Origin of the sequence: Chelativorans multitrophicus (assembly GCF_011317445.1) — a bacterium.
Lineage (GTDB): Bacteria > Pseudomonadota > Alphaproteobacteria > Rhizobiales > Rhizobiaceae > Chelativorans > Chelativorans multitrophicus.
In genome coordinates this window covers 1,576,593-1,600,326 of record NZ_JAAAPL010000001.1, presented here as the reverse complement: position 1 = coordinate 1,600,326, position 23,734 = coordinate 1,576,593, and the positions used below count along the sequence as shown (strand labels likewise).

The following is a 23,734-nucleotide window of genomic DNA, read 5'->3' as shown; positions in this document are numbered from 1 at the left end:
TAACCGAGGAGCAGGAATGTCCAACACTTCGCATCAGGCCCCCCGCAACGAGGCGGAACGCGTCAGTTTTGCTTGGGACGACCCATTCCTGCTCGAGGACCAGCTTACGGAAGAAGAGCGGATGATCCGCGATGCCGCGGCAGCTTTTGCCGCCGATCGTCTCCGTACGCGCGTCGAGCATGCCTATATGAATGAGGAGACCGATCCGGCCATTTTCCGCGAGATGGGCGAGGCGGGTTTGCTTGGGGTCACCATTCCCGAGGAGTATGGCGGGGCAGGGGCCAACTACGTGTCCTATGGTCTCGTCGCCCGCGAGGTGGAGCGGGTGGATTCGGGCTACCGCTCGATGATGAGCGTGCAGTCCTCGCTGGTCATGTTTCCAATCTACGCCTATGGCTCCGAGGATCAGCGGAAGAAATATCTGCCGAAGCTCGCCTCGGGTGAGTTCATCGGATGCTTTGGGCTCACGGAGCCTGATGCGGGCTCCGATCCCGGTTCGATGAAAACGAGAGCGGAGAAGATAGACGGCGGCTATAGGCTCGTCGGCTCCAAGATGTGGATCTCGAACGCGCCGATCGCCGATGTCTTCGTGGTCTGGGCCAAGTCGGCCGCTCACGACAACCAGATACGCGGTTTTGTTCTCGAAAAGGGGATGAAGGGCCTTTCGGCGCCCAAGATCGGCGGAAAGCTTTCATTGCGTGCTTCCATCACCGGAGAGGTCGTGATGGATGGCGTGGAAGTGCCGGAGGATGCCCTTCTTCCTAATGTCTCGGGACTTAAGGGGCCATTCGGCTGCCTGAACCGCGCCCGCTACGGCATTTCCTGGGGCGTGATGGGAGCGGCTGAAGATTGTTGGCACCGCGCCCGCCAATATGGGTTGGAGCGCCAGCAGTTTGGCCGGCCGTTGGCGGCGACGCAGCTATTCCAAAAGAAGCTGGCCGACATGCAGACGGAAATCGCGCTCGGGCTGCAGGCGAGCTTGCGTGTCGGGCGGCTTATGGACGAGCATAAATTTGCGCCGGAGATGATTTCGATCGTGAAGCGCAACAATTGCGGCAAGGCGCTTGATATTGCCCGAATGGCGCGTGACATGCATGGGGGCAACGGCATTCAGATCGAGTATCAGGTGATGCGGCATTCGCAGAACCTGGAGACGGTGAACACCTATGAGGGTACGCATGACGTGCATGCCCTTATCCTGGGTCGAGCGCAGACCGGTTTGCAGGCCTTTTTCTGATCAGCTCAGGCACGCTGCTCGCGAAAACCTTCAGAACAGGGCGAATACTAATTTTGCAGAGCGCAGCCGAAGAAGCTGCGCTCTGTTCGATGATCGAGTAGAGGACTCCTGTGCGTCAAATCCTGAGCGCCGCGCGAGCGAGGCGCCCTTGATTGAGGAGTTTTCATGCATCACATTTTGCGGCCCAGGGGGTGGAAACAACCAAAAGGCTACGTGCACGGCGTTGTCGCCAGCGGGCGGCTCGTTTTTGTAACCGGCCAGGTGGGCTGGAACGAGAATTGCGAATTCGAGAGCGACGATCTCGCCGAGCAGGTCAGCCGGGCTCTTAAAAATGTGGCGGCGGTGCTTGCGGAAGCGCGAGCGAAGCCGGAGCACATCACCTCCATGACCTGGTATTTCACCGATAAGGCCGAATATCGCGCCAATCTCAAGAGAATTGGCGTGGTCTATCGCGAGGTGATGGGCTGGTATTATCCCGCCATCACCGCCATGGAGGTCGTGTCGCTGATGGAAGACCGGGCCAAGGTCGAAATCCAGGCCATGGCCGTCATTCCGGAGTAAATTGAAAGACAGTGCCGGACGTGCCGTTTGGCGAACTCGCCTGAATAACTCTTCCGCTGGGGTACAGGCTGCCTGTCCACCACAGTTACCGGCAGCAGCAAAAGAAGCGAGCGCAGATGCTGAGACTTGTGATCAGGCCTGAGGCAGACGCGGCCGTGTGATGCCGTATGTCTCAAAAGTGAACGACAAATGGAGCTTTGCGTAGTATCATTTCCCCTTGGGCAAAGGGTCGCGGTTGCTCGTGACCGGCCATGATGGGGCACGTGAGCCGCGGCCAAACCCGGACTGAAGTCCAGGAGGGATGGTCATGGCGAACTTTCATGTCGTAGCAGGTTCCACTGAAACGATCGCACCTTTGGGGGTGCGCCATATTGCATTTGCCGATGTTTTGGATGCGCTGCGCGCCGGCTTCGCGGATTTCTGGGAGAAGCCGTCTCACTATGTCTTCCTGTGCATCATCTATCCGATCCTCGGCATGGTCCTCATCACATGGGCATCGACTGGAAACGCTTTGCAGCTGATCTTCCCGCTCATCGCGGGTTTCGCCCTTTTGGGGCCGCTCGCGGCGATCGGCCTTTATGAGATCAGCAGGCGGCGCCAGAGCAATATGGACACGTCATGGCTCCATGCCTTCGATGTGCTGAAATCCCCGGCCATTCCCTCCATTATGGCGGTCGGCGGAATGCTTGCCGTGATTTTCCTCGTCTGGCTTTTCACCGCGCAGGCGATCTATGCACGCATTTTCGGGCCGGCGGCGCCGGAATCGTTCATTGGCTTTATCCAGGAGGTCCTGACCACCCAGCGCGGCTGGATGCTGCTTTTTTGGGGCAATCTGATCGGGTTCCTTTTCGCGCTTGTCGTGCTTAGCACGACATCCGTGGCTTTCCCGCTGCTTCTCGACAGGGATGTCGGCGCCTATGCCGCTATCCAGACCTCGGCGCGTGTCATGTTGACCAATCCCCTTCAAATGCTTTTCTGGGGGCTGATTGTGGCCGCTCTGCTGGTGGTCGGCTCCCTCACCTTGTTCGTTGGGCTGGCGGTAATCTTCCCCGTGCTTGGGCATGCGACATGGCATCTCTATCGCAAGACTGTGGTCCTGTCGCCGGAGCAGCGCGCCAACCGCCAGTCATTGTAACAACGCAGCGCGTCGGTCCCCGCAGTCAGCGGGGATCGCCTGCGTCGTATCAGCCGCCGTTGACGAAGGACATCATGCGGGTGAGCGCGGTGTAATCGGATTCGATCGCCATGATGATGACGAACACGAGTACCGCGAGCGGCGGCAGCAGGATCGCGTAGACCAGCGCCAGGCGCTCCCACACCATGTGCATGAACACCGCCACGATCAGCCCCGCCTTCAGCAGCATGAAGGTGATGATCAGGCTCCAACGCAGCATGCCCTGCAGGCCGATATAATCGATGAGATAAGAACAGGCGCTCAAGACGAACAGCCAGAACCAGACGATCAGATAAATCCTGATCGGGTGCTGCTGGCTCTCTGCGTGGGCGGCGATGGCGGTCTGCGAATATCCGTGACCGGTCTGCTCCGTATGCGTTGCCATAGCCGTTCCTCACCAGAGATAGAAGAATGCGAAAATGAATACCCAGACGAGATCGACGAAGTGCCAGTAGAGGCCCATGATCTCCACGTGCTCATAATCGCCGCGGCGGGTGGTGAAAAAGCCGCGTTCACCCCGGTCGTACTCGCCGCGCCATACTTTGAACGCCACGATCAAGAGGAATATGACGCCGAACGTGACGTGGGTTCCGTGAAAGCCGGTGATCATGAAAAAGGTAGCGCCGAATTGCGGTGCTCCCCACGGGTTGCCCCACGGGCGCACGCCCTCGGTAATGAGCTTCGTCCATTCGAAAGCCTGCATGCCGACGAAGGCCGCGCCAAGCAGCGCTGTCGCAAGAAGCAGCGCCACGGTCGCGCTTCTGTTGCGCCGGTAAGCAAAATTCACGGCCATTGCCATGGTGCCGCTCGAGGAGATGAGCACGAAGGTCATGATGGCGATCAGGATGAGGGGGATGTCAGCGCCGGCAATATGGAGGGCGAAGACCTCGCTGGCGTTCGGCCAGGGTTCGACGGTGGACATGCGCACCGTCATGTAGGCGAGCAGGAAACAAGAGAAGACGAAGGTATCGGACAGGAGGAAGATCCACATCATGGCCTTCCCCCAGGATGCGCTTTTGAAAGCGCGCTGGTCGGACGACCAGTCGGCGGCCACGCCCCTGAGGCCGTTCTGGTGCGCCTCCTTGGCTTCGAAGCCGTTCAGCGTGGTCTCAGCCATTTCTTGTCCCCTTCATGTGAGCAACTGTCTGCACAATGCGACGAGATCGCCAGCCCAACCGGCCAGCAGGACGAAAAGTCCGAGCCAGATAAGCAAAAGAAAATGCCAATAGGCCGCGCAAAGCTCCACGCTCAGGCGCAGCCGCTCGGTGGGCAACGTCTCATCCCATGTTTTGGCGGTTGTCCGCCCAAGCGCGACCAGGCCGCCCAAGATATGCAGCCCGTGCGCGCCGGTGATGAGATAGAAGAAGCCGTTGGCCGGATTGGAATCCAGAAAATGACCGCCGGCCGACAGGTCCCGCCAGGCCGTAAGCTGCCCGGTCAGGAAGACAAGGGTTGCAAACCCGCCCGTCACCAGCGCAAGGCGCGTCATCCCCATGCGTCGTTCGCGGACGGCGCGCACGGCGCAATGGAGCGCGATACTGGCGAGGATCAAGACGCCGGTGTTGATCCACAAAATCCGCGGCAGCGGTGGCGCCTGCCAGTCCGAATACTCCATGCGCATGAAATATGCGCTGGCGAAAAGGGCGAAGAGCGCGCCAATCACAGCAAGAAAGATGCCGAGCCCGATCTTGGCCGTCGGCATGTTGGAGATGTCCGTTTCGGGCAAGGCGGCGTGCACGCCATGCTCAAGCCACGGCTTTGACAGCACCCGATGCTGGAGCAGCCACCAGAAAGAGAATCCGGCCACCACGAGGATGAAGACCAGGATGACGCTCATGCCGTCCCCGCGACAGCCTTTTGCGGCCAAGGATCGTTCTGCGGGATGAAATCCTGCGGTGCTCCCGGCACCGAATAGTCATAGGCCCAGCGGTAGACCACCGGCCGCTCGTCGCCCCAGTTTCCATGCGGAGGCGGTGTTGTTGGAGTCTGCCATTCGAGGCTCGTGGCGCGCCATGGATTGCCGCCTGCTTCCCTGCCGTAGCGCAGGCTCCAGAAGAGGTTGAAAAGGAACACCATCTGGGCGAAGCCGACAATGAGAGCGGCCACGGTGATGAAGGCGTTGAGATCCTGCACCGATGGCGGAATGAAGGCCGACTCGCCGATCTCCACATAGCGCCGCGGCACGCCCACCAAGCCGACATAATGCATGGGGAAGAAAATGGCGTATGCGCCGACGAAGGTCACCCAGAAATGAAACTGGCCCATCCACTCGTCGAGCATGCGGCCGGTGATCTTCGGATACCAGTGATAAATCGCGCCGAAGATGACGAGGATCGGCGCCACGCCCATTACCATGTGGAAATGGGCAACGACGAACATCGTGTCCGACAAGGGCACGTCCACCACCACATTGCCGAGGAACAGGCCCGTCAGCCCGCCATTGACGAAGGTGACGATGAAGGCCAGCGCGAAGAGCATCGGGATCGTCAGATGGATGTCCCCGCGCCAGAGGGTGAGCACCCAATTATAGACCTTAATGGCCGTCGGGATGGCGATGATGAGCGTGGTGGTGGCAAAGAAGAAGCCGAACCATGGGTGCATGCCGGAGACATACATGTGGTGCGCCCAAACGATGAACGAGAGCGCGCCGATAACGACGATGGCCCAGACCATCATTCGGTAGCCGAATATGTTCTTCCGCGCGTGGGTCGAGATCAGGTCCGACACAATGCCGAAGGCTGGCAGGGCGACGATATAGACTTCCGGATGGCCGAAGAACCAGAAAAGGTGCTGGAACAGGATCGGGCTACCTCCGCCGTAGGAAAGCTGCTCTCCCATTTCGACCAGCGCCGGCATGAAGAAGGATGTGCCGAGCAACCGGTCGAACAGCATCATGACGCAGGCGACGAACAGCGCAGGGAAGGCGAGCAGCGCCATAACGGTCGCGGTGAAGATACCCCATACGGTGAGGGGCATGCGCATCAGCGTCATGCCGCGCGTGCGGCCCTGAATGACAGTCACCACATAATTGAGCCCGCCCATGGTGAAGCCGATGATGAAGAGGATGAGCGAGGCGAGCATCAGGATGATGCCCCAGTCCTGGCCGCCCGGCGTGCCGGAGAGGATCGCCTGCGGCGGATAAAGCGTCCAGCCGGCGCCGGTCGGCCCCCCTGGTGCGAAGAAGCTTGCAACCAGCACGATCACGGCGAGTAGGTAGATCCAGTAGCTCAGCATGTTGACATAGGGGAACACCATGTCCCGCGCGCCAACCATGAGCGGGATCAGGTAGTTGCCGAAACCGCCGAGGAAAAGAGCGGTGAGCAGGTAGATCACCATGATCATGCCGTGCATGGTGATGAACTGGTAGTAGGCGTCAGGCGTGATGAAATCGAATGTGCCGGGAAAGCCCAACTGCAGGCGCATAAGCCAGGAAAGGACCAGCGCAACGAGACCGATTGCCATCGCTGTGCCGGCATACTGAATGGCGATTATCTTCGCATCCTGAGAGAAGACATAGGTCGTCCACCAGCCTTTTGGGTGATAAAGCTCCAGCTCAGGCACTTCGGCGGGCGAAATGCCTTCATGCATTCGGGGCGTGGCGTCGACCATCGCTCATCCTCCCTGGCTCCATTGCAGGCTGATCCCGCCTGCAATGGAATTGCTTGCGCTATGCTTGGGTCTCCCTGATCACGGCTTGACCTCCTCAGCCACGTTCCGGAGGTCGGTTAGCTCTGCAAAGGTTGATTGTTCCTGCAGCCAGGCCTGGTAATCCTCCTCGGTGTCGACCAGAACCGCGCCGCGCATATAGCTATGGCCCACGCCGCACAGCTCCGCGCACAAGACTTCATAGGTTCCGGTCTTCGTGGGCGTGAACCAGAAATAGGTGACCATGCCAGGCACCATGTCCATCTTGGCGCGGAACTCGGGTACATAGAAATCGTGGAGAACATCGATCGAGCGCAGCAGCACCTTCACGGGCTTATCGACCGGCAGATGCAGATCGCTTGCTTCGATCACGATATCGTCTTGGCCATTGGGATCATCAGGGTTGATGCCTAACGGGTTTTCGAATGAGATGAGCTGACTATCGGATTTGCCGAGCCTTCCGTCTTCGCCCGGCAACCTGTAGTTCCACTGCCACTGCTGCGCGACCACCTCTATCTCGGTCGCGTCATCGGGGACGGTGACAAACTGCGCCCAGACATAGAGGCCGGGCGCAAGCATGGCCGCCACCCCTACTGCCGTGCCGATGGTGAGCCACCATTCCAGCTTCTTGCTTTCCGGTTCATAGGCGGCCTTGGAGCCCGGGCGGTGCCGGAACCGGTAGACGCAATACGCCATGAACAGGACGACCGCGGAAAATACGGCTCCCGTGATCCAGAATGTGATGACGAGCGTATGGTCTATATAGCTCCAGTTCGAAGCTATGGGCGGCCACCACCATGGGCTCAAAATGTGAAACAATATCGAGCCCAGGACAACGAGGACGAGTATAAATGCCGGGACCATCTTCCCGTTCCTCCCGGTCCCCTGGGACCTCCTATCCACTAGGGGACCGCGTTCATCATAACCTGAAATGATTTGAGATTTCCAGTCTAGGGGAAGACGGCGCCCGAGCCGGCGGGAATTCCTACGCTGGCGGCGCCGGCCGGCAGAGAACAGGGCTCAAGCCTGTGGCAACGTCGAGGGCGCTACCGGTCACGTTCCAGATCGGTAATCAGCCGTCTTCTTTCACGCCGTTTCCTGATTTGCTCGGTTGACAAATCCTGCCCCTGAATGAGCGGATGCCCATCCTTATGGAGCACGACGAAACACCTGCGGGCACCAATCGGCAGGTCTTCGGACCCGTAGATGCCAAGGATCTCGATTGTGATTGAGTGAACCGACTGCAGGAACTCGGCATCCGATTTGGCGGCTTTGCCCAAAAGGGCGTGGCGCATCAACCCGCCGAAGGTGCCGATGTCCCTGATTTCTCCGCTCGCGAGCGGGCCCTGCCTCGTGCGCTGCATGGGATCGGAAGGCGCCTCGCCTTCCAATTCGAGGATATCGGTCGCGGGGCAGATGAGTGTTTCCTTGGCTGTTTCAAGCGTGACGATCACGCTTTGCACATAGACCGGTCCAGCACTCATATTGCTGAGCAAGCAGCGCGCCTCCAGCCCGTTTCCCGCACCTCGCGTGATGAGGAGCGTCGCGCGAAGCTGCCTGCGATAGTTGCTGACGAAGACTTGCAGGTAAATCACCCAGACAAGCAACATGCCCAGCCCGGTTAGCGCCGAGATCAGTTCAGGGCGGTTCGCGATCCACTCCAAATAGCCCTCCAGCGACCAACAACCGGCGTGCCCTCAGTGCCGGACAGGCATATCCGGCGCGTGCTCAGGCGCGCCGATCACCAGTGAAGCCTCGGGCGATTGCACGAGCTGCAGGTAACGGTCAAATTGCGCAAGCACATCCGCGATGATCTGCTCCTGCGTCATGCCCATAAGATCGTAGCCACGGCTGCCATCGCTGAAGAAGGTGCGTGCCTCGAAACGCAGATCCCCTTGCGCCGCTTCAAGGGCGGAGAAGGCCGGCAGACGATGGGCCGCCGGCTGGACCCCATAGACGAAATCTCGCACCCCACTGGCGGGAACTGTGAGCGAGACCGAATGCTCCCCGTTTTCGTGTGAGACGGTCGCCTTGCTTCCCCGTTTCTCCATTTCCTGCGCCACATTTTCGAGCGCCGGCGTGACCACCTTCGCGATATAGTCGGCCACCTCCTGCTCCGTGGGCGCATTCAGGATCAACCCCAGCCGGCGCTGCCAAGTCAGCCCGGCCGCCGGATAGGCTTGAGGCGTGACAGCCATATGCCCGACCTGCCGCTGCGCCAGGTCTGACTTCATGCCCTTGAAGAGCGCCCAGATCAGCACAAGCATGATAAGCGTGAAGGGGAGTGCCGTTGCGATGGTGGCTGATTGCAGCGCCGCAAGCCCGCCGGCAACCAAAAGCACGGCCGCGATCAGACCTTCCAGGACACACCAGAACACGCGCTGGGCGATGCTGGTCTCCGTCTCGCCGCCTGCCGCGATCGTATCGACGACAAGAGAGCCGGAATCGGAGGAGGTGATGAAGAACACCGCCACCAGCAGGACAGCGAGCGAGGAAGTGACGGCTGGAAGCGGAAGATATTGGAAGAACTGGAACAGCGCCACGGAAAGATCATCGGTGACCGCAGTGGACAGGGCCCCATTGGCGACGGTCGTATCGATGAAAAGGGCGGTGTTGCCGAAAACCGTCATCCAGAAAAACGTGAAGCCGGCGGGAATGAAAAGGACGGCGATCACGAACTCCCGCACGGTGCGGCCGCGCGAAATGCGGGCGATGAACATGCCGACAAAGGGCGACCATGAGATCCACCACGCCCAGTAAAAGAGCGTCCAGGCGTCGATCCAGGGCCGCGGCTCATAGGCATAGATGTTGAAGGTCCGCAATACGATCGTGTCAAGATAGAAGCCGATATTCTGCACGAAATCGCGCAAGAGCTGCGCCGTGGGGCCGACCGCCAGCACGAAGAGCATGAGCAGTACCGCGAGGATCAGGTTCAGCTCGCTCAAACGCCGGATGCCCTTATCCACTCCGGTGACGACGGAGATGGTCGCAACGGTGGTGATTACGGCGATAAGCACCAGCTGAACGGCGGCGCTGTTCGGCACGCCGAGAAGATAGCTAAGACCCGCATTGATCTGCAGAACGCCGAAGCCGAGTGATGTCGCGATGCCAAAAAGGGTGCCGCAGATTGCGAAGATGTCGACCGCATGCCCGATCGGCCCGTCGATGCGGTTCTTGAGCAGCGGGTAAAGGCCCGACCGCACGGTGAGAGGAAGATTGTAGCGATAGCCGAAATAGGCAAGCGAGAGGCCCACCACGGCATAAATAGCCCAGGCGTGGAGACCCCAGTGGAAAAAGGTCACGCTCATGGCCTGCCGCTGGGCAGCGATGGTGAGTGGCTCTGCCTCGGGCGGAGCAGCGAAATGCGTCATCGGTTCGCCGACGGCGAAATACATGAGGCCGATGCCCATGCCCGCCGCAAAGAGCATGGCCACCCAGGACATGTAATGGAAGTCGGGCGTGGAATCGTCCGGCCCCAGCTTCAGATGGCCGAACCCGCTGGCGGCAAAGAGGATCACCGAACCGATGAAGATCCCAACTGCGAGCAGGTACAGCCAGCCAAAGGAGCCGAGAATCCAGGTCTGCACAGCGGTGAAGATCGCCTCCGCTTGGCCCGGAAAAAGAACGCCGACACCGAGAAATATCGCGGTAATAGCTACTGAGCCGAAAAATACCGGCGGATTGATTACAAACTTAGACATGGCTGCACCTCAAAGTTTAAAGCGTGCCAAAGGGAGAAAATTCAAGCTCCCGTTGACAGGAGATAGCCGGTTCGGCTTCGATATTTCTGTTGGTGGATTGAAGGTTGGAGTTCGTTGATGGCTGCAGCTTCCATTCTAACGATAAAAATCTATCGCTCAACTTTCGGAAGCGATTTTCTAACAGGCCGTGGATAACTCTTTCGCGGCAATGTTGAGCCGGGGCAGGGCTGGCTCGAGATACGCGCGGCCGGCTCTGGAGCTGAAGCGTGCGGCCCGCCTCACGCATTCTGGTAAGTGCCGGCGAGTTCGCTTTCCGCGATCACATTCGGCTTTGCCTGCTCCGGCATCTCTGCGATCTTCGCATTGCTGAGCGGAGTCGAAATGTGCTCTTCGTCGCGGGCAGGAATCTGCTTGCTGTCGTGGAAGGCCGGGCTTTCGAGCGCGAATGCCATCGGTTCCTCCTTGCTGTTCGATTACGCGGGCCCGAACCCGGCAGAACGCCAACAGTTCCGGAATGGAGTTTGCGGAAGTTTGCGTGCTTCTGCCCTTTCTCCCTCAGGACGGAGATTCGGGCTCCGGCCGGGCCGTCATGAGGTTGGCCAGTTCCGCAAGGCTTTCTACCAATACGTTGCGCCGCTCGGGCGGCAGCTCGGCGAAACGGCGTGCAAACTGCGCACCGAAAACGCTGGGCGCGTGGGAAATGAGCTCCTGCCCCTTGGGGGTGAGGCGCGTGAATACCACGCGGCGGTCTGTTCCTGACCTGTAGCGCTGGACAATGCCGCGCTGCTCCAGATTTTCGAGCACCGTCACCACTGTCGCGGGGCTCAAGTCTGCGTGGTCAGCAAGCGCCTTTGTCGTCACCTCGCCCAGTTCTGTGACTGCCATCAGGATCACGAGCTGAGGTCCGGTAAGCCCGATGGAGCGCGCCAGGGCGCGAGATTGCAAATCGTTCGCGCGTACGATTCTTCGGATCGATTTTAGCAGGAGCCGCGTTTGCTCGGGCGAGACCGCCCCGTGCGGCGATGCGGCGACAAAGTTTGCCATGGTTCATTTGACTTCAAATCATTTGAACCCTAACTATAGGTCCAGGCAAGCCACTCGACAAGAGATCAATCAACAAAGACAATGGAGGTAAACGCCCGCCGATGTGCGGCATTTGCGGTGAAGTGAGATTTGACGGCCGGACTCCGTCCGTATCGGCCATATCCGGAATGATGGAAGCGCTGGCTCCGAGAGGGCCCGACGGCGCGGGCATCGTGTCCCACGGCAATGCGGGATTCGGCCACCGGCGGCTCAGGATCATCGATCTTTCGGAAAAGGCGCAGCAGCCGATGGTGGACTCCGCGTTGGGCCTGACCATCGCCTTCAACGGCTGCATCTACAATTACCCCGAGCTGCGCGAGGCGCTCGAGGCAAAGGGCTATAGCTTTTTCTCGCACGGCGACACGGAGGTCATCCTCAAGGCGTGGCATGCCTGGGGTGAAACCTGCGTGGAGCGCTTCCATGGCATGTTCGCTTTCGTGATCCAGGAGCGCGACACCGGCCGTATCGTGATGGCGCGGGACCGCTTCGGCATCAAGCCGCTCTACCTCGCCGAGAAGAGCGGCGTGCTCCGCTTCGCCTCCTCGCTCCCGGCGCTCGTGAAAGCCGGGGACGTGGATACCTCCATCGACCGGGTGGCGCTGCATCACTACATGACCTTCCACGCGGTCGTTCCGCCGCCCCGCACTATCCTCAATGGTGTGCGCAAGCTGCCGCCCGCCACGATCCGCGTCATCGAGGCCGACGGCCGCTCGACGGAACGGCGCTACTGGGATCCGCCCTATCGCCGCGACCCGGCCGATGCCGGCGTTTCGGCAGAAGAGTGGCGCGACCGTGTGCACGAGGCGCTACGGCTTGCCGTGAAGCGGCGCATGGTGGCTGATGTACCCGTGGGCGTGCTGCTTTCAGGCGGTGTGGATTCGAGCCTCATTGTCGGCCTTCTGGCCGAGGCCGGCCAGACCGGGCTCATGAGCTTTTCCGTCGGTTTCGAGGAAGCGAATGGCGAGAAAGGGGACGAGTTCGTCTATTCCGACTTGATCGCGAAGGAGTTCGGCACCGATCATCACAAGATATTCGTGCCTTCCGACCGGCTGATGGATGCGCTCCCCGGCACCTTCGCCGCCATGTCCGAGCCGATGGTGTCCTACGACAATGTGGGCTTCTATCTGCTCTCGCAGGAGGTTTCCAAGCACATCAAGGTGGTGCAGTCGGGGCAGGGAGCTGACGAGGTGTTCGGCGGCTATCACTGGTATCCGCCGCTTGCCCGCTCCAACGACGTGGTGGCAGACTACGCAAAGGTCTTCTTTGACCGCTCGCACGAGACGCTGAAGCGTCAGCTCGGAGCGAACTGGATCAATGGCGAAGACTACAGCCGCGGCCTTGTCGCCGCGGAGCTGATGCGGCCGGGTGCGGACTCGCCTGTCGATCGTGCTTTGAGGCTCGATGCCAATGTGATGCTGGTGGACGATCCGGTGAAGCGGGTCGACAACATGACGATGGCCTGGGGGCTGGAGGCTCGTGTTCCCTTCCTCGATCACGAGCTGGTTGAGCTCGCCGCGCGCATTCCGCCCGAAGAAAAGCTGAAAGACGGCGGCAAAGGCGTGCTCAAGGATGTGGCCCGGCTTGTCGTGCCGCATGAGGTCATCGATCGACCGAAGGGTTATTTCCCGGTGCCGCAGCTCAAATATGTGGCCGGTCCCTATCTTGAGATGGTGCGTGACGCGTTGGGCTCTCAACGCGCTCGCGAGCGCGGGCTGTTTCGCCAGGATTATCTCGATCGGCTTTTCGCTCAGCCCGCCGACCACATCACGCCGCTGCGCGGTTCCGAGCTCTGGCAGGCCGGACTTCTGGAATTGTGGCTTCAGACCCATGGGATCTAGCGAGATGACGAAAACTTCCGGCGCGAACAGGAAAGGGAGTGCAGGCCGGAGCGACAAGGCGCTCGACCACCGGCTGAGAAGGCTGCGCGCCCATGCCAAGGCGCCTATCGAGAGGATGGGCGAAGGGGAGCAGATGCGCCGATCCGTGGCGCTCGATTGCGGCTGGGGGCGGCTGATCTTCGCCCAAACATATACCAGCAACGAAGGGATCATAGAGGCGTTGCGCAACGAGGAAGACAATCAGCGCGACATCGCCTTCTATGTGCGCGATCCGCATGTGCTTCTTCAGCTCGCACCCGGCGAGACCTTTCTCGATCCGTCGCACACATATCGTCTGGATCTTTCGACCTACCGCTCCAGCAGGCGCCAGCCCAAGGGCTTCTTTATCCGGCGGCTCGCCTCGGAGGCCGACGCAAAGGCGGTCAATGCCATCTATGCGGCGCGAGGCATGGTGCCGGTCGCGCCAGAGTTCTTCTGGTCGAAACGAGACAGCCGCTCGCTCACCTATCTGGTGGCCGAGGAGGAGGCGACGGGCGACGTCATCGGCACAGTAACCGGGGTGGACCACCATCGGCTGTTCAATGATCCCGAACGCGGTGCCTCCCTCTGGTGCCTGGCGGTGGATCCGCAGTCGCGCCATCCCGGCATCGGCGAGACGCTGGTGCGGCGGCTTGCTGAATATTTCCAGGCCCGCGGAGCCGCCTATCTGGATCTTTCAGTGCTCCACGACAACGAGCAGGCAATCCGTCTTTACGAGAAGCTTGGGTTCCAGCGCGTGCCGACTTTCACGGTCAAGCGCAAGAACCCGATCAACGAGAAACTGTTCGTAGCCCCTATCGAGCATTATGACGAGCTCAACCCATATGCGCGCATCATCGTGGACGAGGCGCGCCGGCGCGGCGTCCACATCGAGGTGACGGATGGGGCCGGTGGTTTCTTCCGCCTCTCTCACGGCGGGCGCTCCATTCACTGCCGGGAGAGCCTTTCGGAGCTTACGTCCGGCGTTGCAGTCTCCATATGCGACGATAAGGCTGTGACGCGCCGCGTGATCGAAAAGGCGGGGCTCCGCGTGCCCGAGCAGATCGTGGCGGGGGATGAGGAGGAGCTAGAAGCCTTCCTGGCCAAGCACGGAAGCGTGGTCGTGAAGCCCGCCCGCGGCGAGCAGGGGCGCGGTGTCTCGGTGGGCCTTACAAACATGGAGGATATCAGCCGCGCGGTGGCGAAGGCTCGCGAGGTGAACGATCGTGTGCTGGTCGAGGCCTGTTTCGATGGCCAGGATCTCCGTCTTGTGGTGATCGGAGGTAAGGTTGTGGCCGCTGCGGTGCGCCGCCCCCCTTCCGTAGTCGGCGATGGACGGAAGACGCTCAGGGAGCTCATTGAACAGCAGTCGCGCCGCCGTGCCGCAGCCACAGGCGGGGAAAGCACGATTCCCATCGACGACGAGACGCAGCGCTGCCTCGCCGCTTCCGGCTGCACCCTCGAAACGGTTCCCGCGAAAGGCAATGAGGTGCTGGTACGCAAGACCGCCAATCTCCACACCGGCGGGTCGATTCACGATGTGACGGATATCGTGCATCCGAAGCTGGTCGACGCGGCTTGCCGTGCCGCTCGCGCCATCGATATTCCCGTCACCGGCATCGATCTGATGGTGAAGGCACCCTCCAAACCGGACTATGTGTTCATCGAAGCCAACGAGCGGCCGGGACTTGCCAACCACGAGCCGCAACCCACGGCTCAACGCTTCATGGACCTTCTGTTCCCTCAGTCGCGGTTCGAGGAGGCGTAATCCGCAAAAAGCTCATGTCTTTGACATGGTATCAGATCCGCCGCCGCACGCGAAAAAATGAACAGGCTTGGATATCCTTCCTTAGCCTGTAACCTGGAAACGGTGCCGAAGGATGTCTAGATTGCAGACGAAGCGGATTGTGCCGGGTTTTTTGAGCCTTCAACGATAACGCCATCTGCGTGTCGAAAAGGCGGCTGATCAGGCGCGTCGTTAACTCGCGGCGCCGGGCATGGCGGGACGCGCAGGAATAACTTTCTTCACTAAGCTCTGTTATTCTGCTTGGTGGGTTGGGGCAGGTAACATGGTCAGTGCGTGGGCTCGTAGGTTTTGGCGATTGCCGATGTTTTGGCAATGTAGCCTGCTGGCTATCATCGCGCTCCTCGGAGCGGAAATTCTCACGCTCATCTTTTATTCAATCTTTTTCAGCGACCGCCTTTTTCTCGACCTGCTGCTGAGCGGCATTATCGTTTTGGTTGTCGCGTATCCACTCTCCTACATCTTCCTCACCCAAAGCGTGCGACTGATGCGCATGGCTGAGGAAATCGAACGGCGGTCCCGAATTGACGATCTGAGCCAGGTGCTCAACCGCAAAAGCTTTCTCGATGCTGCTGACGATCTTCTTGCAGCCTCTTCTTCACCATCCGGTGCAGGAACATTCCTCTATCTCGACATCGACTGGTTCAAGACAATCAATGACGAGAGAGGACATGCGATGGGCGACGAGGTCATTCGGCGAATGGGTGCACTACTTCAATCCTGCGTTCGGCATGGAGACATCGTAGGCCGGCTCGGCGGTGAGGAATTCGGGATCTTCCTTCCTGCCGGTGACGATGAGGATGCGGCGGCTGTTTATAGCCGCATTGCCCAGCGTGCCAAGGAGATCGGACAGGAGCTTGGCCTCGACGATAGGCACGTCTCGCTGAGTGCGGGTATGATTTCACATCGGCCCGGCCAGGGCTTTAACGAGTTGATGAAGCTTGCCGATAAAAGGCTCTATCGGGCGAAGTCGAAGGGACGAAACCGGCTCATCTCAAAAGACGGGCCAGGGATAGCCGCATAGGGAAAGCGGAAATAGCTGCCGATATCTGCTTGCCTCTCGTGCCACTCTCGCTTTTTCAAACACATGAAAGAATTCAAGCGTTGGTTCCCAGATGCCGCCGGCGCCACGCGGCGGGGGCTTCGCCCGTGCGCTTGCGGAAGAACCGTGAGAAATAGGCGGGATCGTCAAAACCGATCGCGCGGCCAATATCTTCGACAGGCCGAATAGTGAATTTGAGCAGCCGCTTGGCCTCCAGAAGCCGCCGCTCAAGCACCATTTCCTTGACGGTTTTTCCGAAGACCTCCCGGGCGGACTTGTCCAAAAGATGCGGTGTCGTCGCCAGCAATTCCACATAGCGGCGCACGGGCCAGTCCTCCTTGTAGTGCTGGTCGATCGCCCGCCGCAGCGCCATGCCCAGCGCGACCGTGGGCGAAGCGGTATCGAAGCCGCTGCTCCCGCCAAGGCGCCCCATCACTGAAAGCACAACCGATACCAATCCCACGAGCACTTTCTCGCTGGCGCCCGCGCCCGCGCGGTACTCATCCGCAATCATGTTGAAAAGCGCGTCCAGCTTCGTCCAGTTGTCGTCAGGTCGTTCTCCCGAAATCAGCACGGGCACATCTAGTCTGAGATCCACATGCGGAGCCGCGGCCCGTAATAGATCGTCCGAGATTGAGATGACGGTTGCGTCCGATTGCTCATCGACATCGAAACCATGCACCACGTTGCTGGGCACAAAACTGATGGTGGGAGCCGAAAAATTCCAAGTCATGTCCTCTATTCGGTATGTCCCGCCTCCTTTGAACCAATAGCTAATTTGTCCCATTAGGGGGTGCTGGTGCGGCGCGACATGGCCAAGATGCAGGCTTTTTCGCTCCATCACGGTCTCTACGTGAAGAAAGCCGACATCCAGAGCGCGGCTTGGCTCGCCGTAGACGAAGAAAGCGGGGACATCAGTTCTCATGATCATGCCGGAAAAAGTACAAGCGAATTGTGTTCTTTGTCCATGGTGGGGCCTCCATTCTCGTTTTACCTTTTTCAACGCTAAGGGAGGATTGCGCCATGCGAGCAGAGGATTATCGGACCGACAAAACCCGCCCGTTCACGGGGGCCGAATATCTCGAAAGTCTGCGCGATGGCCGCGAGGTGTATATAAATGGCGAGCGTATCGCAGACGTCACGGACCATCCCTCGATGCGCAACGCTGCCCGTTCGATCGCGCGGTTGTATGACGCGCTGCATGACGGGAAGACGAAGGACATCCTAACCTCTCCTACCGATACAGGCTCGGGCGGCTACACGCACAGATATTTCCGCGTGGCCCGGTCGTCGAACGAACTGGTCGCGCAGCAGGGCGCCATCGCCGAGTGGGCGCGCATGTCCTATGGCTGGATGGGCCGCACCGCGGACTACAAGGCGGCGCTGATGAATACGCTCGGGGCCAATGCGGACTGGTATGGCCCATTCAAGGAGAATGCGCTTTCCTGGCACAAGCGCGCGCAGGAAGCGGTTCTTTTCATGAACCATGCGATCGTCAATCCGCCGGTTGACCGCCATAAGCCAGCCGATGCGGTGAAGGACGTCTTCGTTCATATCACCAAGGAAACCGACGCGGGTATTTACGTTTCGGGCGCGAAGGTGGTCGCCACTTCATCTGCCTTGACGCACTACAATTTTCTCGCCCAGGGATCGGCAACGGTGACCGAGGATCCCTCCCTTTCGGTGATGTTCATCGTTCCGATGAACGCGCCGGGCATAAAGATGTTCTGCCGTGTCTCCTACGAGCAGACCGCCAATTCCGTCGGCCATCCGTTCGACTATCCGCTTTCTTCGCGTTTTGACGAGAACGACGCGATCCTTGTGCTCGACAATGTCTTCGTGCCCTGGGAAGACGTTCTGGTGCTGCGCGACGCGGCCAAGATCCTGTCTTTCCATCCGGCCTCGGGCTTCATGCATGGGTATTGCTTCCAGGGCTGCACCCGGCTTGCAGTGAAGCTGGATTTCCTCGCCGGCCTTCTTGCCAAGGCGTTGCGCGCTACCGGGGGCGATGCCTTTCGTGGAAATCAGGCGATGCTGGGAGAGGTGTTCGCCATCCGCCACCAGTTCTGGTCGTTCTCCAACGCCATGGCTTATAACCCGATCCCGTGGAGCAATGGCGCGGTGCTGCCGAACCTTGAAGCCGCGCTTTGCTACCGCACCTTCATGTCGGAGGCGTATCCCAAGGTCATCGACATCATAAGGCGCACGGTTGCGTCTGGTCTTATCTATCTGCCTTCCTCCGCTAAGGACTTCGCCAATCCGGAAATCGATCGTTATCTCTCGCAATATGTCCGCGGCTCGAACGATATGGGGCATATCGAGCGCATCAAGATCATGAAACTGCTCTGGGATGCGACCGGCACCGAATTTGGCGGCCGGCACGCGCTATACGAGCTGAATTATGCCGGCGCGCCGGAAGAGGTTCGCCTTCAGGTGCTGAAGGTTGCCGAGCGCGGGGGCAGGCTCAAAGAAATGGAGGCACTCGTCGACCGGTGCATGGCCGATTATGACGAAAACGGCTGGACCGGTGATACTTGGCTGCCGGCGCTTGACGACGCGTCCACGGTGCGGGACGCGGCCGAGTGAGAACGCAGTGATGGGAACCGCAGTCTCCAAGACCGAATTCCGCGATGCGATGGCTCGGGTCTGCGCTCCGGTCAACGTGATCACCACCAACGGACCCGCCGGGCGGGGCGGGTTCACCGCCACCGCGATGTGCTCGGTCACCGATGAGCCGCCCACGCTTCTGGTCTGCATGAACAGCCGCTCGGCCCAGGCAGGTCTCTTCATCGAGAACCGCCGCTTTTGCGTCAACGTGCTTACGCAGGAACACAAGGACCTTGCCGGCTATTTCGCCGGGCAGCAAGCGGACATGGATGCCCGCTACGCTGCCGCGGAGTGGGTCAATTTGCTCTCCGGCAATCTGGCGCTCAGTGACGCAATCGTCTCTTTCGACTGCCAATTGATCGACGCGCGTCCTGTCGGCACGCACAATATCTTCATGGGCCAGGTTGTCGAAATTCGCACCCGTAAGGATGGTCACGCCCTTCTCTATTTCGACCGCAATTTTGTGCACGTGCCTACCCAAACGGGCAGCTTCGGCGGGTAACGATTAATACCACCACGGATGACCGACCGGAGGCGCGATCGGTGAACTGGCTCACGGGATCGACTGCGATGAATAATCTCTATCTTAAGCCTCGGTTTCGAGCGCGTTGATGAGAAGCTCAAGTTCGTCGAGAAGGTGAGACAAGCGGTCCGCGCCGTAAAGTGCCTCGATCTGGCGGTAAATCTTCACGCTGTCCGGCGCCACGCCGAAGATCAGGTTCCGCCCTTCCGATGTCAGTCGGGCCAGAGCGCGGCGGCTATCCTCGGGGTCCTTCCGCGTTTCGATCAAGCCACGACTTACCAGAAGCTTGATAATCCGGGTCAGCGACGGCAACAGCACACTTGCTTGCCTGGCAAGCTTGGTGGCGTCCATCTCGTCGACCTCGTTGAGGACGCGCAACACGCGCCACTGCTGCTCGGTCAACCCGTAATCGCCGAGCAGGGGACGGAACCGTTCCATTACAACCTCGCGGGCGCGCAGGAGCGCCATCGGGAGAGTTCTCCGCGTCGTGTACAGGCCGAAGCCGTCCTTGATTTCCTGCTTCTTCATCGCCACTCCCGCGATATTTGCACACTTCAGTTAACTCGTTAGAAAACAAAGTTGCAACGCGGAGCAGCTTGCAAGCCATATGGATAAATGCGCAGATCGAATTGTTGGCGTTCGTAGTTAATTTGGCGATGCCAAGTTCACTGAAGCTTGGTGAGGATGCACGGTGTTCGACATCGCCTTTCCTGAACAGACGAAGTCCGTCAGGCCGATGATTTCGGAAGGGCTGATATCTTGCAATCACGATCCAGTCGAAGGAAGGGCTGTCATCTAGGCTGGGTCCAGTCGTAGTTGCAAACTGCCTCCCGGAAGGCTTTCACGGCGGGTGAGGGAACGCGCCCTGCGACAGAGACGAGCGAAACCTTCCTCACTATTTCCGGATCGGCAACGGGGCGGTGGCACACGCCCGGCAGGCAGGCGGAGAATTCGGGCGAGAAGCAGATACCCATTCCGGCAGCCACCATGGCCATTATCCAGTCTTCCCGCTCGCTTCGATAGGCGACGGTAATGCGAATGCCGCGCTCACTGCACAACGCGCCGATATTGTCGCTGTATTCGCAATTGATGCGGTCGAGGTAAGGCGCGCACTCAACATCGCTCAGGTGGAGCGTATTGCGCTTTTCAAAGGGATGACCGGTGCAGAAAGCCAGCCCGAAGCGCTCCGCGTAGATGGGTTCTGTCCGTAGCCGCTCGTCAAAAGGCTGCGGCTGCGCCATCAGCGCAACGTCCAGCTTACCTTCGAGAAGAAGCGCGGCAAGGCGGGATGGCACGCCTTCCACGACCGTAACGCCAACGCTCGGATTGGTCTGGTGAAAGGCGTTGAGGAAGCCCACGAAACGTAAGGGGCCGATCGTGCACATGACCCCAAGCTTCAGGAGTGCCGCTTCCAGTTTCAGGAAATCCCGCGCCGTTTCCTTGGCTACCTCCGATCGCCGGACAACCTCCTCCAGATGGCTTCGCATGACGCAGCCGAAATCGGTAAGCTGGACGTGGTTGCGTTCGCGGTAAAACAGCAGGCCGCCGAGTTCTGCTTCAAGCTTTTGGATGGCCCGGGTCAGAGCCGGTTGTGTGACATGCGCCAACTCCGCGGCCCGATGAAAGTTCAGCGTGCGGCTGGCCGCGAGGAAATACCGTATTTCGTGCATTTCCATGGGAGTTCTCCCGCCGATGCAAGCGATGCATCATTGCGATGAATTCTTGGCATTTTTCGCCATTTGTCCGCGTCTGTAAACTCTCCGCTGCATTTGATTGTACCGCACCTTGCTCAAATTGTGTCCGTCACAGGTGCGTTCGGAGGAACAAAGATGGTTGCCTTTAACATCGTCAGGATGCGCGTGAAACCGGGTCACGATGAGGAGTACATCGAATTGCATCGCCGGATTGATCCAGCAAAGCTGGAGCGGATGCGGAAGGCAGGTTTACGCCGATTTTCGCTCGTCAAAACCGACGAGCATTCCTACTGCTTTATCGGCGAATGGGACAGTTTCGACAGCATCGTGCAAAGCAGGCAGGAGATGATCGGCGAGCTTGACAAGATGCGGAACATCTTGGAGGACCTTGGAGGCGGGCTTGGAGTTACGGATCCCGTTTCGGGCGAAGCCGCCTTGAGCATCGACGTGCGGTCAAAGGTTGCCGCCGAGTGATATCGCTGCGAGGGCGCCGGTGCTCACCGGTGCCCGTCCTTTATCTCTCACTTTGGCGGGATCGGCATGGGAACGGCACAGGTTCAGGGCGAACTCTGGGGTGCGAAGGCTCGTGATTGGGCAGAGTTGCAGGAGCCGGCTTGGCAGCGAATCTACGAAGCTGCGATGGCACATGCGGGCGCAGGTCCGGGAAAGAAACTGCTCGATGTCGGCTGCGGCGCAGGAGGCGCGCTGGTGGTGGCGCGCAAGCTCGGCGCGGAGGTCACTGGGCTTGATGGCGCGGAGAATCTCGTCGCTATCGCCCGTCAGCGCTTGCCGGGTGCCCGGATCGATGTCGGCGAGATGGAGGAGCTTCCCTATAACGATGAAAGCTTCGAAATCGTTACAGGCATAAACGCGTTTCAGTTCGCCGCGGACGTTACCCGAGCGCTCTCGGAGGCGCGCCGCGTCTGCCGGCGCAACGGTACGGTTTTCATTCTCACCTGGGGGCGGCGTGAAGACTGCCAGCTGATGACGATCACCGTTTCTGCGGTCATGGCCCTTTTGCCGCCGCCAGGCGGAAATGCGCCAGGCCCGCTCGTAGACGAGGGCACGATCAAAGCCGCGCTGGACAAAGCCGGGCTCCAGGCCGTCGAAACCGGGGAGTTCGCCGCTGACCTCGTTTTCCCCGACGCTGAAACTGCTATCCGCGCGAACCTTGCCGCCGGGGTGAACGTCAAGGCGGCGCGGCAGGTAGGCGAAGCTCGCGTGAGGGAAGCCATCAGCGCCACATTGCCTTCAGTCACACGCCCGGACGGATCTGTCGTCTGGAGCAACCGATTTCGCTGGACCATGACCAGGAGGAACTAGCTCCAGAAAAGGGAGGATAGACCATGAACGATCTCAACCTGACCACCCTCGAGGGAGGCCAGACTACCATCAGCGTACCGATAATCGAGGCGCTTTCCAGCCAGCTGCGCGGCATTGCGCTCACTCCCGCAGATGCCGGCTATGAAGAGCCGAGGACGATCTGGAACGCTATGATTGACCGGCGTCCCGGCCTTATCATACGCTGCGCCGGGGCGGCTGATGTGGTGAGCGCGGTGCGGTTCGCGCGCGAGAACAATCTGCTCGTCGCGGTGCGCGGTGGAGGCCACAACATCGCCGGCAATGCAGTTTGCGACGGCGGCCTCCTGATCGATTTGTCGCCCATGAAATCCGTCCGCGTCGACGCAGCTTTGCGGCGGGCCTGGGTCGAACCGGGGGCCACGCTGGCCGACGTAGACAAGGAAACGCAGGCATTCGGCCTCGTCGTTCCCAGCGGCATCAATTCGACGACCGGCATCGCCGGCCTCACGCTGGGCGGCGGCTTTGGCTGGCTCACCCGCAAGTTCGGCCTGACGCTCGACAATCTTCTCTCCGCAGACGTGGTGACCGCCAATGGCGAGCTTCTGCGTACCAGCCTTTCGGAAAACCCGGACCTGTTCTGGGCCATCCGCGGCGGGGGCGGCAATTTCGGTGTTGTCACCGCATTTGAATTCCAGCTCCACGATTTCGGGCCGCAGGTTCTGTCAGGTCTTGTCGTTCACCCGTTCGACAACGCCGCCTCGGTCCTTCAACAGTACCGGGAAGCGCTCGACGATGCACCGGACGAGCTGACCTGCTGGGCGGTAATGCGGCAGGCGCCTCCACTTCCATTCCTGCCGGCAGAGTGGCACGGTAAGGAAATTCTGGCCCTTGCGATGTGCTATTGCGGCGACATCGCAGAGGGGGAGAAGGCGACGGCCCGGCTGCGGTCCATCGGCCGCCCTATTGCCGATGTTGTTGCTCCCACACCCTTTACCGCCTGGCAGCAGGCGTTCGATCCTTTGCTGACCCCAGGCGCGCGCAACTACTGGAAGAGCCATGATTTCGGCGGGCTTTCCGACGAGACGATCGACGTCGTTCTCGAAGCGATCCGGCGGCTGCCGGGGCCGGAATGCGAAGTTTTCATCGGCCATGTGGGCGGCGCCGCCGGCCGGATAGCGACGGAAGCCACGTCCTTCCCGCAGCGCAGCTCGCATTATGTCATGAATGTGCATGCCCGCTGGCGCGAGCCGGAGATGGATCAGGCCTGCATCGACTGGGCGCGCGGGCTGTTCGAGGCCGCCAAGCCTTATGCCATCGGAACGGCCTATATCAATTTCATGCCTGCGGACGAAACCGATCGTGTCGCGGCGGCTTACGGCCCAAACTATCAAAGGCTTGCGGAGCTCAAGGCGCGCTACGATCCCACAAACCTGTTCCGCTTGAACCAGAATGTGCGTCCGACCGCCGAGTTGAGAGCCGCGTGAGCAAGGGGCCAAGTCCCGCCG

At 60.0% G+C, this 23,734-nt stretch carries 23 protein-coding genes; 11 read left to right on the top strand and 12 right to left on the bottom strand.

All coding sequences use genetic code 11. The features are described 5' to 3' along the window. Positions 1–16: 16 nt before the first annotated feature. From GNP00_RS07770 to GNP00_RS07760, 3 genes are all read left to right on the top strand, one after another. On the top strand, positions 17–1,237 hold the full coding sequence (locus tag GNP00_RS07770) for an acyl-CoA dehydrogenase (protein WP_011581806.1): 1,221 nt from the start codon (positions 17–19) through the stop codon (positions 1,235–1,237). Between the two features lie 165 nt (positions 1,238–1,402). Further along, complete coding sequence (locus tag GNP00_RS07765; RefSeq protein WP_011581805.1) at positions 1,403–1,798, top strand: RidA family protein; 396 nt, start codon at positions 1,403–1,405, stop codon at positions 1,796–1,798. A 307-nt stretch (positions 1,799–2,105) separates the two neighbouring features. Beyond that, entirely contained in the window at positions 2,106–2,933 is an 828-nt protein-coding gene (locus GNP00_RS07760; RefSeq protein WP_011581804.1) for a DUF2189 domain-containing protein, read from the top strand. A gap of 49 nt (positions 2,934–2,982) precedes the next feature. Here GNP00_RS07760 and GNP00_RS07755 read toward each other — a convergent pair whose 3' ends face one another. The 9 genes from GNP00_RS07755 to GNP00_RS07715 form a co-directional block, all read right to left on the bottom strand. Beyond that, on the bottom strand, positions 2,983–3,357 hold the full coding sequence (locus GNP00_RS07755) for a cytochrome C oxidase subunit IV family protein (RefSeq protein ID WP_011581803.1): 375 nt from the start codon (positions 3,355–3,357) through the stop codon (positions 2,983–2,985). A gap of 9 nt (positions 3,358–3,366) precedes the next feature. Further along, positions 3,367–4,089: a heme-copper oxidase subunit III family protein gene (locus tag GNP00_RS07750; protein ID WP_011581802.1), complete on the bottom strand. Its 723-nt coding sequence runs from the start codon at positions 4,087–4,089 to the stop codon at positions 3,367–3,369. Positions 4,090–4,101: 12 nt separating this feature from the next. Beyond that, complete coding sequence (locus GNP00_RS07745) at positions 4,102–4,809, bottom strand: cytochrome c oxidase subunit 3 (protein ID WP_011581801.1); 708 nt, start codon at positions 4,807–4,809, stop codon at positions 4,102–4,104. After that, a complete protein-coding gene (locus tag GNP00_RS07740; RefSeq protein WP_166015828.1) occupies positions 4,806–6,581 on the bottom strand; it encodes a cbb3-type cytochrome c oxidase subunit I in 1,776 nt (591 codons plus the stop codon). Before GNP00_RS07740 ends, GNP00_RS07745 begins: the two co-directional genes overlap by 4 nt. A 78-nt stretch (positions 6,582–6,659) precedes the next feature. Then, entirely contained in the window at positions 6,660–7,481 is an 822-nt protein-coding gene (gene coxB, locus GNP00_RS07735; RefSeq protein WP_011581799.1) for a cytochrome c oxidase subunit II, read from the bottom strand. A gap of 182 nt (positions 7,482–7,663) precedes the next feature. After that, a complete protein-coding gene (locus tag GNP00_RS07730; protein ID WP_011581798.1) occupies positions 7,664–8,281 on the bottom strand; it encodes a hypothetical protein in 618 nt (205 codons plus the stop codon). Between the two features lie 33 nt (positions 8,282–8,314). Continuing rightward, complete coding sequence (locus GNP00_RS07725) at positions 8,315–10,318, bottom strand: BCCT family transporter (protein WP_011581797.1); 2,004 nt, start codon at positions 10,316–10,318, stop codon at positions 8,315–8,317. Between the two features lie 278 nt (positions 10,319–10,596). Further along, the gene (locus tag GNP00_RS07720) at positions 10,597–10,770 is read right to left on the bottom strand and encodes a hypothetical protein (protein ID WP_157038087.1); all 174 of its coding nucleotides are present in this window, start codon (positions 10,768–10,770) and stop codon (positions 10,597–10,599) included. Positions 10,771–10,873: 103 nt separating this feature from the next. Beyond that, a complete protein-coding gene (locus GNP00_RS07715) occupies positions 10,874–11,362 on the bottom strand; it encodes a MarR family winged helix-turn-helix transcriptional regulator (RefSeq protein WP_011581795.1) in 489 nt (162 codons plus the stop codon). Positions 11,363–11,463: 101 nt separating this feature from the next. On the opposite strand from GNP00_RS07715, the gene GNP00_RS07710 reads away from it, so the two are divergent. The 3 genes from GNP00_RS07710 (at position 11,464) to GNP00_RS07700 (ending at position 16,085) form a co-directional block, all read left to right on the top strand. Beyond that, positions 11,464–13,239 (top strand): N-acetylglutaminylglutamine amidotransferase, encoded by a 1,776-nt coding sequence (locus GNP00_RS07710; RefSeq protein WP_011581794.1) that lies wholly within the window; start codon positions 11,464–11,466, stop codon positions 13,237–13,239. Positions 13,240–13,243: 4 nt separating this feature from the next. Continuing rightward, on the top strand, positions 13,244–15,025 hold the full coding sequence (ngg, locus tag GNP00_RS07705; protein WP_166015826.1) for an N-acetylglutaminylglutamine synthetase: 1,782 nt from the start codon (positions 13,244–13,246) through the stop codon (positions 15,023–15,025). Between the two features lie 229 nt (positions 15,026–15,254). Next, positions 15,255–16,085, top strand: a complete 831-nt coding sequence (locus tag GNP00_RS07700) for a GGDEF domain-containing protein (protein ID WP_083764481.1) — start codon at positions 15,255–15,257, stop codon at positions 16,083–16,085. A gap of 73 nt (positions 16,086–16,158) precedes the next feature. Here the strand turns inward: GNP00_RS07700 and GNP00_RS07695 are convergent, their stop codons facing one another. Continuing rightward, complete coding sequence (locus GNP00_RS07695; protein WP_083764479.1) at positions 16,159–17,034, bottom strand: helix-turn-helix domain-containing protein; 876 nt, start codon at positions 17,032–17,034, stop codon at positions 16,159–16,161. Between the two features lie 92 nt (positions 17,035–17,126). Here GNP00_RS07695 and GNP00_RS07690 point away from each other — a divergent pair, with 92 nt between their 5' ends. Further along, the gene (locus GNP00_RS07690; RefSeq protein WP_011581790.1) at positions 17,127–18,689 is read left to right on the top strand and encodes a 4-hydroxyphenylacetate 3-hydroxylase N-terminal domain-containing protein; all 1,563 of its coding nucleotides are present in this window, start codon (positions 17,127–17,129) and stop codon (positions 18,687–18,689) included. Between the two features lie 10 nt (positions 18,690–18,699). Further along, positions 18,700–19,212, top strand: coding sequence for a flavin reductase (locus GNP00_RS07685; RefSeq protein ID WP_011581789.1), 513 nt, complete (start codon positions 18,700–18,702; stop codon positions 19,210–19,212). Positions 19,213–19,296: 84 nt separating this feature from the next. On the opposite strand, the gene hpaR is transcribed toward GNP00_RS07685, so the two are convergent. Together hpaR and GNP00_RS07675 are read right to left on the bottom strand one after the other, a co-directional pair. Next, positions 19,297–19,761 carry a homoprotocatechuate degradation operon regulator HpaR gene (gene hpaR, locus GNP00_RS07680; protein ID WP_011581788.1) on the bottom strand — a complete coding sequence of 155 codons (465 nt, stop codon included), beginning with the start codon at positions 19,759–19,761 and terminating at the stop codon, positions 19,297–19,299. A 263-nt stretch (positions 19,762–20,024) separates the two neighbouring features. Continuing rightward, a complete protein-coding gene (locus GNP00_RS07675; protein ID WP_011581787.1) occupies positions 20,025–20,909 on the bottom strand; it encodes a LysR family transcriptional regulator in 885 nt (294 codons plus the stop codon). 153 nt (positions 20,910–21,062) lie between these two features. On the opposite strand from GNP00_RS07675, the gene GNP00_RS07670 reads away from it, so the two are divergent. From GNP00_RS07670 to GNP00_RS07660, 3 genes are all read left to right on the top strand, one after another. Then, positions 21,063–21,401: an antibiotic biosynthesis monooxygenase gene (locus GNP00_RS07670; protein ID WP_011581786.1), complete on the top strand. Its 339-nt coding sequence runs from the start codon at positions 21,063–21,065 to the stop codon at positions 21,399–21,401. Between the two features lie 66 nt (positions 21,402–21,467). Then, positions 21,468–22,250, top strand: a complete 783-nt coding sequence (locus GNP00_RS07665; protein ID WP_011581785.1) for a class I SAM-dependent methyltransferase — start codon at positions 21,468–21,470, stop codon at positions 22,248–22,250. 23 nt (positions 22,251–22,273) lie between these two features. Further along, entirely contained in the window at positions 22,274–23,713 is a 1,440-nt protein-coding gene (locus tag GNP00_RS07660; protein ID WP_011581784.1) for an FAD-binding oxidoreductase, read from the top strand. Positions 23,714–23,734 lie beyond the last annotated feature (21 nt).

Coding starts and splice junctions, on each gene's coding strand:
- GNP00_RS07760 (WP_011581804.1), top strand. CDS start 2,106: ATGGCGAACTTTCATGTCGTAGCAGGTTCCACTGAAACGATCGCACCT.
- GNP00_RS07670 (WP_011581786.1), top strand. CDS start 21,063: ATGGTTGCCTTTAACATCGTCAGGATGCGCGTGAAACCGGGTCACGAT.
- GNP00_RS07690 (WP_011581790.1), top strand. CDS start 17,127: ATGCGAGCAGAGGATTATCGGACCGACAAAACCCGCCCGTTCACGGGG.
- GNP00_RS07700 (WP_083764481.1), top strand. CDS start 15,255: ATGGCGGGACGCGCAGGAATAACTTTCTTCACTAAGCTCTGTTATTCT.
- GNP00_RS07675 (WP_011581787.1), bottom strand. CDS start 20,909: ATGGAAATGCACGAAATACGGTATTTCCTCGCGGCCAGCCGCACGCTG.
- GNP00_RS07715 (WP_011581795.1), bottom strand. CDS start 11,362: ATGGCAAACTTTGTCGCCGCATCGCCGCACGGGGCGGTCTCGCCCGAG.
- GNP00_RS07755 (WP_011581803.1), bottom strand. CDS start 3,357: ATGGCAACGCATACGGAGCAGACCGGTCACGGATATTCGCAGACCGCC.
- GNP00_RS07745 (WP_011581801.1), bottom strand. CDS start 4,809: ATGAGCGTCATCCTGGTCTTCATCCTCGTGGTGGCCGGATTCTCTTTC.
- GNP00_RS07720 (WP_157038087.1), bottom strand. CDS start 10,770: ATGGCATTCGCGCTCGAAAGCCCGGCCTTCCACGACAGCAAGCAGATT.
- GNP00_RS07660 (WP_011581784.1), top strand. CDS start 22,274: ATGAACGATCTCAACCTGACCACCCTCGAGGGAGGCCAGACTACCATC.
- hpaR (WP_011581788.1), bottom strand. CDS start 19,761: ATGAAGAAGCAGGAAATCAAGGACGGCTTCGGCCTGTACACGACGCGG.
- GNP00_RS07740 (WP_166015828.1), bottom strand. CDS start 6,581: ATGGTCGACGCCACGCCCCGAATGCATGAAGGCATTTCGCCCGCCGAA.
- GNP00_RS07665 (WP_011581785.1), top strand. CDS start 21,468: ATGGGAACGGCACAGGTTCAGGGCGAACTCTGGGGTGCGAAGGCTCGT.
- GNP00_RS07710 (WP_011581794.1), top strand. CDS start 11,464: ATGTGCGGCATTTGCGGTGAAGTGAGATTTGACGGCCGGACTCCGTCC.
- GNP00_RS07750 (WP_011581802.1), bottom strand. CDS start 4,089: ATGGCTGAGACCACGCTGAACGGCTTCGAAGCCAAGGAGGCGCACCAG.
- GNP00_RS07725 (WP_011581797.1), bottom strand. CDS start 10,318: ATGTCTAAGTTTGTAATCAATCCGCCGGTATTTTTCGGCTCAGTAGCT.
- GNP00_RS07765 (WP_011581805.1), top strand. CDS start 1,403: ATGCATCACATTTTGCGGCCCAGGGGGTGGAAACAACCAAAAGGCTAC.
- GNP00_RS07770 (WP_011581806.1), top strand. CDS start 17: ATGTCCAACACTTCGCATCAGGCCCCCCGCAACGAGGCGGAACGCGTC.
- GNP00_RS07695 (WP_083764479.1), bottom strand. CDS start 17,034: ATGATCATGAGAACTGATGTCCCCGCTTTCTTCGTCTACGGCGAGCCA.
- GNP00_RS07685 (WP_011581789.1), top strand. CDS start 18,700: ATGGGAACCGCAGTCTCCAAGACCGAATTCCGCGATGCGATGGCTCGG.
- ngg (WP_166015826.1), top strand. CDS start 13,244: ATGACGAAAACTTCCGGCGCGAACAGGAAAGGGAGTGCAGGCCGGAGC.
- coxB (WP_011581799.1), bottom strand. CDS start 7,481: ATGGTCCCGGCATTTATACTCGTCCTCGTTGTCCTGGGCTCGATATTG.